This is a genomic window from Microcoleus sp. Z1_A1 (assembly GCF_036700305.1).
Classification (GTDB): Bacteria; Cyanobacteriota; Cyanobacteriia; order Cyanobacteriales; family Microcoleaceae; genus Microcoleus.
The window spans coordinates 1-10,737 of record NZ_JAUBOR010000083.1; the positions used below are offsets into that span (position 1 = coordinate 1).

The following is a 10,737-nucleotide window of genomic DNA, read 5'->3' on the forward strand; positions in this document are numbered from 1 at the left end:
GGTACACACAATCTTCTAGCCCGTGTAAGGTGCGGATACACCCGTCAATCTGTAAGTTTTATCGACCAATATTTCGCAGATCCGCACCCGGAGGATTAACACCAAACAATATAGCTTTATAGTGTACTTCATGAACATGGAAGAGGCTGTATTTTTAATTTTGATTGATTTACTCGCTTTTTAGTCTTTGCTTACAGGGGCCCAGTAAACAAGTGCTAGGCATCCAAGCAATCATTTCGAGTAACAGTCTTTTCACTAGGTGTCCTAATGCTGAGCTATGCGTTGCATCTGAGTTTCACCATTCATCAAATTCCAGAGTGTCTACTAACCTCATCTCAAAGATTAACGGCGATTAAAATCCTCCACGTCCTTTCCGTAGAAGGGGTTCAAGCTACTGAGTTGTCCACATCCCCTACTATTTTTATGATATCATCTAAGAATAGTCTGGACTGTTTTTTAGTTCGGAGTCTAAAACCATCGATTTTCCGTTGGTACTTCGATTGCCGAATCGGCTGGAAACCCTTATTCTAGGGTTGGCAATCAAAAACAGTCCGCAGTATGGCTCTCATCGATCAACTAATAACTAATATCTAAAATGTTCAAGAGAAAAATTTTTTGGCTCATCATTATCGCCACAGCCTTAGTAACTCTGAATATGACACTCCTGTGGAAGCTGGACGATGTTGCTCATTTTTGGATGAGTATAGTTTTTTGGTTCGCTGTGGGTTCCCTGCTTTGGGACAACCAGGATATTCTCAAACAGCGTGAGATAAAAAGTGACCTATTATCGACAATAGCAGGGACGCTATTAATAGCTTTTATTTTATTTCAAAGTGCTGTGGTTTCCAGTAAATCCGAGCCTTTTTTAAGACTGGCACCTTTTTTGTCTGGTTTAGGTGTGAGCCTACTTGCGGTAGGTTTTCAGAACTTAAAACTATATTGGCGTGAATTGGTAATACTATTTTTTCATGGCACCCCCAGTGTCATTACGTTACCTTTAGTGGATTTTGTTACCTCGCTTACTGCTAAATTTGCTTATTATTCTTTGTGGTATGTCGGTTTTGATGTAACACGCGATGGTAATTATGTTGCTTTGCCGACAGGAAGGGTGTTGGTAAATGGGGGTTGTTCGGGTATAGAGGCAATGAATTACTTATTAGGTTTAGCTGTAATTTGTTTGGTGATGTTTCCTACTAAACAAAATAAGGCTTTGGTAATATGTGTCGCTGTCATTTTGGGTTTTATTATTAATGTTTTGCGAGTGGCGGGAATGGCATTGTTAGTTGCATCTTATCGCCTAGATTTGTTTAAATATTGGCATGAGGGTGAAGGTTCTTTAGTGGTGGGAATGATTGCGGTGATTTTGTTTGGGATATTTTATCAATTTATGTTGAAACGAGATAGCCAACTTAGTCACAGTTCGGGAAATTAATTAGTTGCCATTTGGGGAAATATATCGGTTCTTCGATTTCCCCTCCCATAGTCAGGAGTCTTGCTCACTCAAATGTCCGGGTGTTGAAATCCGCCAATGTCACTACCTATCGTTTAACTGCGTCTATATCTATGATAGAAATGATGTCAGGAATTATCGGAAACCTGTTATGGCAACCAATGAAAGTCAAATAAGTCAAGTTTACGGTTCAGAGGATGCTCAGGGTATTTTACAGCTTGCGATCGCGCGGCGACAGGATGAAGGGGAATTATCCAGAGTGCAGCTTTTCGAGATTGCAGCGGAATTGGGCATTTCCGAACAGGATATTGTAGCGGCGGAACAGCAATGGTTAGCAACTAGAGGAGAAGTTCAAGAAAAGCTGGTTTTTAACTCTTACCGTCGTCGCAAATTGCAGAAAAATGTGACCAAGTACGGCATTATCAATACTTTTTTAGTTTTGTTTAATCTAGCAGGTTCGCACGAGCTTTCTTGGTCACTTTTCATTTTACTAACGTGGGGATTGGGGTTGTCACTAAATGCTTGGAATGTTTATCAAACTGAAGGGGAAGATTACGAACAAGCATTTCAGCGGTGGCGGTTGAAGAAACAGGTGGGAGAGTCGATTGGTACTGCGACGAATAAGTTTATGAAGTGGTTGCAGTCCTGATTTTCTATGGTAAAAAACGCGATCGCCCTTTCTTTTACTTCACACTCGTGAAGTAATTCGGGTTTTAACTCGTTACTGGAAAGAATAATTGTTAAGGTTTTTTCTTGAACCTCTCCCCAAGAGCGATCGCCCTTGATTGAGTTATACAATGAAGGACTCTGCAATGCCGTGTCCCTACAAATATCCTTCTTTTAGTCCCTCCCGGCAGTCGATCGCATTCTCAGGGCCCAAAAACCCTAACTTTCCTGGGGCAACTTTCCATTAGCAGCATCTTTAACCACAGGATGAATTAAAGCAGATCGAAAACCTTGCCGCATTTCCGAACTCAAATACCTGCGTTGCAAAACCTGCCATTTTTGCCAAGCTGCATAGCGATTTTCGACCAACAAACCAGCCAATTTCGGCAACTCTTTTTCCAGATCGCGATCGACAAAATCTGTCAGAAACTCGCCTAAAACTTCACTGTCTTGAATATCGCCCAAACATTCCTGAATAGCTTTCACATCTTCGACATAAACTTCGTAAGTCTCGCTGTAAAAATCGCCAAACAGATTCATCAAATAGCGAACCCGCTTAGCTTGCTTCCGCAAATCGTGCAGAATAGTTCCCTCGGCTGCTAACTTCTGTTCGACAGCCTCAGCATTCAAATCCTTAGCAACTTTAACTTTGCCATCTTCATATTCTGTACCCAACAGCCAAGCCGGATGGAGAAAAAACTCGCTGACTTGAGGTAACAGTAAATCTGGCAAAACCTCAGCAATTGGCAAATGTTCGATCGCCTGAAACTTCGGTTTTTCCAGCCAATCCTCGATCGACTGCTTCAGCGATTCGTAGGTTTTGTGCTCTAAAATCGCCCTCACCCCTTTCAAAGCCCGGTGGCGCTGTTTGAGCAAATTCGACAAAGCCTTATCCAAAACTTCCTGTTCCTCAGTCGGCAAATTCGGGTAATAGCGATTTTGGAGACTTTCGAGCATCACATCCAAATCCCTGAGAGTTCCCAGAATCCGCCCCACCTTACCAATTTTACGTTCAGAAGCCTCTTTTGGCCAATCTAAAACCGGAGCAAAACCAGTCACAGCCGATCGCAAACGTCTCAATCCCACGCGCATTTGATGAAGTTCTTCCGCGTCTTTGTCTTTGATAACTTCAGCCTCGTGCGCTACACTTTTGCGGAAATATTTCTCAATCGCCCCAGATGCAGCGTCTCCGAGAGTTTTAACTGGAGTTTTAACTTTTGCTGATGTTTTTACGTTCATGGCAGGTGTAGATTCCAGATCCCCGATCGACTTTAATTTGGATTTCAAGGCTTTGGTAGTAAAGGGTTTACATCCTAGCACACAACTCCAATTTATGACGGGCTTCAATACATGAATCTTAATACAGCGGATTCCAGGTTTATAAAGTACACCCCAGAAACCGGGTTTCTTCTGGATTTCTCGCCAGAAACCGGTTTTATTCAAGAAACCCGGTTTCTCTGTACTTCACTTACCTGGAAAGTGCTGTATAAGGTGCTTGACAGTTTATACAAAGTCAGCATTTAGCAATCTCAAATCTTTAAATCTTCAAATCTTCAATTCTTCAATTCTTCAATTCTTCAATCCAAAATCTAAAATCTAAAATCTAAAATAAAATGTCCCTCCCTCGCCATTGAGCTAATAAAAATTGGATTTCTGGCGCGCTTTCCCAAATAGGTTAAGATCGCTGCAAACCGATGTTTATTCGCCAAAGGGTGAGAGAGGGTGCGATCGGGAGGACAAGTTTTAAATTAAATCAAACCCGCCCAGGTTGCCCGACTTCCAAGAGGCAGTTTAGCCTTTCCAGTCTTTCTCAGATTGCTCGAGCACGTAGGTTGCTACATCGTCGATTTGTTCTGGCTTCAAGCGGCCGGCGAAAGCAGGCATAGCATTTTTGCCCTTAGTTACCTGAGTGGTAATAGCTTCCAGAGAATTCATGCCGTACTTCTCAAGAGCTTCCTTTTTCAAGGTTTTCTGGGCCATAACCACGTTGCCGCCACCGATGTGACAAGCAGCACAGTTGGAGCTAAAGATTTTAGCTCCTTTAACAGCATCACCTGCCAAAGCAGGGCGACCAAAGCCGACGGTAAAAATTGCGAACGCTAATAGGGCGATCGATAAGAGTCTTTTCAACGCAGTTCTCCTCTAATGGACACGCAAAGGGTGATTCTTTAGATATTTTACCTGTTTTAACAGGCGCGATCGCGCAGTCGTATCGCCTTCTTCCGAGTAATTTACCACTTTTTGGCAGTAGCAATTCAACTCTCAAAATTCTCCACGCCCCAGCCCGGAGCTTTCTGAGCCGCCCGGATCACAAAAGCCGCTAAATTTTCAATCTCAGCCTGTGGCATCCAGCTTTCCGGCACTTGGCGGCACCAAAAAGTCTCCTCAGTACCGTCATAAGTCATCGGTTCTCTCAGATACGCCACCAGACTATTGATGTTGTTGCGGGGAGGCGTTGCCCCCTTGAGGTCAGCCAAAGACAGAGATATCGTCGGATCGGGCAAATTAGCTCCTCCGACGTGACAATTCAGGCAATTTTGCTCGAACAATACCTTGCCCGCAGACAAATCAAACGCCGAAAACAAGCGAGTATGTCCCTCAGAGTCCAACTCCAGAGCCACAGGTTCGCTGGCTTGTAAATACCTATTCACGTAAGAATCGGCAGCAGCCAAAACAGGTTGAGGAGCCAACAGCACGAGTGGCAAAATAATTAACATCCCCAACAGAAAGCAGACAAAAGCACCACGACGCAGCATGAGGGACTACAACCTTTTGCGATAATCAATGAGCAGGAGGTAAATTTTAGATTTCAGATTTTAGAGCGAAAAACGACCAGCCAGCAATCCTTGCCGAACTTCAGCCATCTCCCAATCCAAAATCCAAAATCCAAAATCTAAAATCTAAAATCGATTAGCGAGCGCCTTTGCCACCAGCCCACTGCTTGGAGACAATTTTCGGCTGCAACAGAATGTGACCGGCAATCGCGTACAAATCGTCATCCGAGAGATTTCTCATCTCAGCGAAAATATCCGCACTCTTCATACTCGGATGCAGTTCCGAAATTTCCTCAAACCCGTCGTAAGTGGTGGGATTTTTCATAAAGTCCACCAGCGACTCAATATTATTCCGGGGCGGGTTGGCCAAAGCCAGAGTTTCCGGGCTCAAATTCACGTTCGGGTCAGTTTTGGTCATGCCCGCAGCGTGACATTGAGCGCAAGCCGAATTGAACAGGCGTTTGCCTTGCTCAACTTGTTTGAGGCTCAGCACCACTGGAGTACCCTTGTCATTCAAAGGCAGAGTGCGAAGTTCAGGACTCAGTTCGATAGCCATCGCACTGCTGACAAATAACTGAAAGCTCAAGAATACAGCGGTCAGAGCAATGAAATATCTTTTAAGCATGGTTCTCCTTAAAAAAATCCGGCAAATTATTGAACGCTAAGAGAGTATAGCTGGCAAACAGATTTGTGTTCAAAATTCCCTCTTTCTGCAACAACTGGCGAAAGTTTGTGCAGCTATACCTTTAAAGGTAGAGGAATTTTGCGCTCTAATCTGCAAGAAGTTTTGAGTCGCGCCTTTTTTCGAGAGTGGACATAATTGCCTTAACATCCTCCAAAGCCAAACGGGTTTGAGGGTGCTTGTAGGCAATTTCCAACTCATCGCACAAGCGGATCACCTCTTCAACAGGGACGTTGAAGTCCTCTGCTATTTCTGCGATGGACAGGTCTGCAAAACCCATAATTTTTAGGTCGCTGACAGGTAAAAATTGAGTTGACGGCTATTAACTGAAAGCCGGACAATTTTAGAAAGCGCTGTGAGCTTGTTCTGTTAGTTTGTTCTGAGATTTTGTTCGATCTATCGCAAGCTAACTCACCGCTAACTGCGACTAGGCATTTTTGCCCAGCCTAACTTCAGGGCCAATCAACTTCCGATCAATATCATCCCACTGCTGGGTCGTTATTACCAATAGGAGTTGGGCGGGCGGGGATCAAAACCCGGTGTCTGCGTGAACGTCTCGTTAACAAACTCAATATTTTTGGTAGAAGCCCGGTTTTGAGGAATTCCTCAGAAATTTCCCTCGGTGCCCCGGACTCACCAACAGACAATCCTCCGGCGCGACAGCTTAGGGAGAAAGTTTGAAAGCGTGAGTCTGCGGGGGCAAAGCGTGGCTATCGCTGCCATTGAGGGCGGGAAATTCCGAGTCTGCCAAGAAAGGCTGGGGCTGGTGGAGGCTGATGAGCTGAGCAAGAGTTTTCTTTAATTGAGTCCGGGGTACAATCAAGTCTACAAAACCGTGGGCGAAGGAGTATTCGGAAGTTTGATAATTTTCCGGTAGCTTTTCCCGCAGAGTTTGTTCGATTACCCGGCCGCCCGTAAAGGCCACAGTAGCTTTTGGCTCTGCAATTATAATGTCTCCCAGCATGGCAAAACTGGCGGTGACGCCGCCGGTGGTCGGGTGGGTCAAAATCGGGATGTAAAGCAGTCTCGCTTCCCGGTGGCGTTCCAGAGCCCCGGAGATTTTAGCCATTTGCATCAAGCTGAGCATTCCTTCTTGCATTCTTGCACCACCGGAAGCGCAGACAATGATTACGGACAAGCGTTCCCGCGTGGCGTGTTCGATGAGGCGAGTCAGCTTTTCTCCGACTACTGAGCCCATGCTGCCGCCGATGAACTGAAATTCCATGACTCCGAGGGCGACTGGCAAATTTTCCAGTTTGCCGATGCCTGTTTCTACGGCGTCTAGGTGGCCTGTTTTTTCTTGAAATTCTCGGAGTCGATCGCTATATTTTTTGCGATCGCGAAATTTCAGAGGATCTGTGGCGTGCAGTCCTTCGTTAAGGGGCACCCAGGTGTTGGGATCGATCAACTGCTCGATGCGATCGTCACTGTAAACTCTGATATGATGCCCGCATTCCAAGCAAACCATTTGATTTGCTCGCAGGTCTTTGGTATAACTGAGGGCACCGCAAGCTTCGCATTTATTCCAAAGTCCGTCCGCAATTTCTCGTTCCGGCCGTTCTTGGGAGTTCGGTACTGATTTTCGTCGATTTGCAAACCAATCAAATAGAGACATTAAAACTTGGTAATTGGTAATTGGTAATTGGTAATTGGGAATTGGTAATTGGTAATTAGTAATTGTTAGTTGTTAGTTGCTAGTTGTCAATTGCTAGTTGTTCAGTGACTAATGACTAATGACTAATGACTAATCACCCGCTTCTGGCTCATCTTCAACGGGACTGATGAGGAGCGATGCTGTTCGCTGGTGTTCTGGAAGAACTTGCAGGGCTGTAGCACTTCCAGCCCCCAAATAAGATGCTATGCCCAAGTCTACAATCCGGGCCGGGATTTCATGGGCAGCTAGGAGCTGCTGCATTAATTCCGCTTCCCAACGAAAGCTAGTTGTTGTAAGTGTAATCCAAGACACGGAACAATTTTACCAATTTTTGAGACAATGTTATGTTCGATCGCGCCTGACTGCCTGCCGATCAGAAACTAAAATTCGGAAAAAACAACTGCAAGTAAGTAGATAAGATCGCTTCGCCCCACAGAGCAGTAATTGCTGCACCGAGAGCCAGAAACGGGCCGAAAGGCATGGGTTGACGCCGATCGAGCCAGCCGAGGGCGATCGCCCCGCCACCGACAAAAGCCCCGGCGACACAGGCAATAAATCCCGCTAGCAGCAAGTATTTCCACCCCAGCCAAGCTCCCATCAAGGCTGCCAATTTGGTATCTCCGGCGCCCATAGCATTCTGCCCCAGCCCGATCGTCCCGGCGAGTCCGATCGCGTCAAACAGCCACAACCCGACAACTGCTCCCGCGATCCCATCGAGTACCAGATAGTTTACCGAGTCGATCGAACTAAATGTCGGCCACCAACCTTTCGCCACCTGGAAAACCAATCCGAGCACCAAACCCGATCGAGTTAATGAATTAGGCAAAGTCATTGTATCGCAATCAATCAAAGACAAAGCCAACAGCCAGCTAAACAAAGCCCAAAAACCAAGAGTTTGCACTGTTACGCCAAACCGCCAAAAGATTAGCAAAAACAGCAAACCCGTAGCTGCTTCCACCAGTGGATAGCGGACAGAAATCCGACTGCGGCAGTGATTGCAGCGGCCTCGGAGCCACAGCCAACCGAAAACGGGTATATTTTCGTAAGTTCTGAGTTGATTTAAACATTTGGGACAGCGAGAAGGAGGGTTGATCACCGACAAACCCGCAGGCAACCGATAGACTACCACATTTAGAAAGCTGCCAATAGCCGATCCGACAATAAAGACGATCGCCATGACAAGGCAATTAAAGATTATTTCCATTAAGTTGACTGTTGACTGTTCACTGTTGACTGGGGTTATGTATCACTTGTTACTTCTCAATAGTTAGTTCTCAGTTGTTAGAGCTTGTACGGTCAATTACCCATCATAAAAGGTATTAATAGTCAAGAATGCAAGTTTTCATAAAATCCTGAAAACATGGCTCTTCACTAGAAACCTATTTTAGTGCGAGCGTTCGAGGGGACATAATATTAGTGACTAATTACCAATTCCCCATGCCCTATGCTTAATTATCAATTACCAATTACCACCAATGACCAATTAGCAATTAATACATTTGAGATTCAATTTCCTCAAAAGTAACAAAACGTTCACCGGGCAATAAAATCGGCTGCGAAGCAAAAATTACCTGACCTCGATCGCTTCCTTGACTGACAACTACACCCGCCGGACGCTGCATCTGCTCGGAATGCACTTTCAGATACATACCATAGGCCGATCGAGCAGCTCGGATCAAATCGGGAGCTAGCAAGCTGTGACGTTCGGAAGTTTCTCTAGTGGGTTGTGGGTTTGGCTGGTATGGAGTCACTGGAAACTTATCATAATGGTATAGGTCGAGTTACTGGTGTAGCATCTCGATCAATAGAACTTACCCTATTTTTTAAGAATAAACTTAGGTGGAAATTATTAATAGATTAACCTACAATCCTCCCTTGGCTGCGATCGAACTGCGGCTGCGATCGCTCCTTTCCGCTCAACTGTACGCTGCTGCGTGGGTAGATCCGTCCCCCGCAACGCTAATGGGGGTTTTCGATCACCTGCGAACTCTGCGCTACATCCTCCATGACTACGTGCCCCGGCCCGTGTCCGAATCTCCGCCCAACCCAGGGGAGGTGCGCTACCAGTGGCAAACAGGCACCTTGCTGTTTACCGATTTGGCAGGGTTTACCTCGCTGTTGGAAGCGAACGCTACCCAGGGGCGCAAGGGAGCTGAAACCCTGCTGGGCGTGATTAACGACTATTTTGCCTCAATGATTGAAATTGTCAGCAAATCGGGCGGGGATTTGCTGGAGTTTACCGGAGATGCGATGCTGGTGCAGTTTCCGTCAGGGGTTTACCAAGAGGATACAGCGAGGGCGGTGCGGGCGGGTTTGCGGATGCAGCGGGCGATGGCTGAATTTGCCAATATTGAAACGGCGCGGGGTGTTTTGTCTTTGAGGATGCGGGTGGGCATCCACTGCGGGCGCTATATTAGTGCTGACATCGGTACGCCGCTGCGGATGGCTCACGTACTGCTGGGGCATTCAGTCCAGCAAGCTAAGCAAGCTGAGGGTTCTGGGACTGTGGGGCGGGTGTGTGTGACTGAAACTGCTAGAGAGTCTTTGGGAGAGCAATTTCGTTTTGAACCTGGGAAGCAGGGTTATTTTTTGGTGGCGGACGATTTCACGGACGATAGACTCGGAGAGTATGATATCACTTTGACTGGGCGGCGGATGCCGAGTTCGGTATTGCTCGATCGCAGCGTCGGGGGCTTGGTAAAAGAAATCGGGGAAGCTGTGAATCGGCTTGAACCCCTTGCTAGTTATATTCCCAAAACTATCCTGAGACTGCTGGTGGAAAATGCAGACAGGCGGAAAATTCCGCCGGATTTTCCTGAACCGACGGTGATGTTTGTCAACTTGATAGGTTTACCAGAGTCTGTAGACAAAGCTTCGCTGGAGGAAGAAGTCAATCTGATAGTTGCTTTTTCTAGGGTGTTTGCGTCGATCGATGCTGTAGTCTCAGCTAAAGGGGGCGTGTTGCAAAAAGTAACGGCGCACTTAGACGGTTCGGATATGCTGATTTATTTTGGCGTGCCCGACGCTAACAGGGATGACGCCAGCCGCGCGGCTAGTGCGGCGATTGCGATCCGAGATATGATTGCAGGTTTGCCTCTGGTAATTATCGCGGGTGAAGAAGTAAAAGTAAGCTGTCAAATTGGGCTATCCCTGGGGCCGGTGTTTGCTGCTGAGGTTGGGGAACCGCGAGGGCGCAGGGAGTTTAATATTCTCGGCGATACGGTGAATACGGCGGCTCGGTTGATGAGCAAGGCGGGGGAAAACCAAATTTTGATTGGTGAAAGGGTGTGTGAGTCGATCGAGCTAAACTTTATTTGCGAGGCTTTGGGATCTGTTGCTCTGAAGGGGAAATCTGCTCAAACTCCGATTTTTGCTTTGCAAGGTGCAAAAGGGGAGAAGGGGAAAGGGGGCGTTTAAATAACTTTGCTGGGCAATAAGTAGGTAGGCGTAAAAAAACCAAATCATGTTAAGATAAGTAAACACTCAAGATTTGATTTACAAAATCAACAAA

General features: G+C 46.3%; 12 protein-coding genes. 3 read left to right on the forward strand and 9 right to left on the reverse strand.

The window, feature by feature from the left end; genetic code table 11:
• The first annotated feature begins 595 nt into the window (after positions 1–595).
• Positions 596–1,432: a cyanoexosortase A gene (crtA, locus tag QT973_RS26400; RefSeq protein WP_333058453.1), complete on the forward strand. Its 837-nt coding sequence runs from the start codon at positions 596–598 to the stop codon at positions 1,430–1,432.
• A 169-nt stretch (positions 1,433–1,601) separates the two neighbouring features.
• A complete protein-coding gene (locus QT973_RS26405; protein WP_333058454.1) occupies positions 1,602–2,099 on the forward strand; it encodes a 2TM domain-containing protein in 498 nt (165 codons plus the stop codon).
• A 236-nt stretch (positions 2,100–2,335) separates the two neighbouring features.
• Here QT973_RS26405 and QT973_RS26410 read toward each other — a convergent pair whose 3' ends face one another.
• The 9 genes from QT973_RS26410 to QT973_RS26450 form a co-directional block, all read right to left on the reverse strand.
• Positions 2,336–3,355: a CHAD domain-containing protein gene (locus QT973_RS26410; protein ID WP_333058456.1), complete on the reverse strand. Its 1,020-nt coding sequence runs from the start codon at positions 3,353–3,355 to the stop codon at positions 2,336–2,338.
• A 552-nt stretch (positions 3,356–3,907) separates the two neighbouring features.
• Positions 3,908–4,246 carry a cytochrome c6 PetJ gene (petJ, locus tag QT973_RS26415; protein ID WP_333058457.1) on the reverse strand — a complete coding sequence of 113 codons (339 nt, stop codon included), beginning with the start codon at positions 4,244–4,246 and terminating at the stop codon, positions 3,908–3,910.
• 125 nt (positions 4,247–4,371) lie between these two features.
• Positions 4,372–4,872 (reverse strand): photosystem II cytochrome PsbV2, encoded by a 501-nt coding sequence (gene psbV2 / locus QT973_RS26420; RefSeq protein ID WP_333058458.1) that lies wholly within the window; start codon positions 4,870–4,872, stop codon positions 4,372–4,374.
• A gap of 154 nt (positions 4,873–5,026) precedes the next feature.
• Positions 5,027–5,515: a photosystem II cytochrome c-550 gene (psbV, locus tag QT973_RS26425; protein WP_333058459.1), complete on the reverse strand. Its 489-nt coding sequence runs from the start codon at positions 5,513–5,515 to the stop codon at positions 5,027–5,029.
• A 145-nt stretch (positions 5,516–5,660) separates the two neighbouring features.
• Positions 5,661–5,852 (reverse strand): translation initiation factor IF-2, encoded by a 192-nt coding sequence (locus QT973_RS26430; protein WP_333058460.1) that lies wholly within the window; start codon positions 5,850–5,852, stop codon positions 5,661–5,663.
• 384 nt (positions 5,853–6,236) lie between these two features.
• Positions 6,237–7,187, reverse strand: coding sequence for an acetyl-CoA carboxylase, carboxyltransferase subunit beta (gene accD, locus QT973_RS26435; protein WP_333058463.1), 951 nt, complete (start codon positions 7,185–7,187; stop codon positions 6,237–6,239).
• A 129-nt stretch (positions 7,188–7,316) separates the two neighbouring features.
• Complete coding sequence (locus QT973_RS26440; RefSeq protein ID WP_333058464.1) at positions 7,317–7,538, reverse strand: hypothetical protein; 222 nt, start codon at positions 7,536–7,538, stop codon at positions 7,317–7,319.
• 61 nt (positions 7,539–7,599) lie between these two features.
• On the reverse strand, positions 7,600–8,430 hold the full coding sequence (locus QT973_RS26445; protein ID WP_333058465.1) for a prepilin peptidase: 831 nt from the start codon (positions 8,428–8,430) through the stop codon (positions 7,600–7,602).
• Positions 8,431–8,716: 286 nt separating this feature from the next.
• Entirely contained in the window at positions 8,717–8,977 is a 261-nt protein-coding gene (locus QT973_RS26450) for a hypothetical protein (protein WP_333058467.1), read from the reverse strand.
• Between the two features lie 88 nt (positions 8,978–9,065).
• Between QT973_RS26450 and QT973_RS26455 the strand changes: the two genes are divergently transcribed.
• On the forward strand, positions 9,066–10,643 hold the full coding sequence (locus QT973_RS26455) for an adenylate/guanylate cyclase domain-containing protein (protein WP_333058469.1): 1,578 nt from the start codon (positions 9,066–9,068) through the stop codon (positions 10,641–10,643).
• The last annotated feature ends 94 nt before the right edge of the window (positions 10,644–10,737 follow it).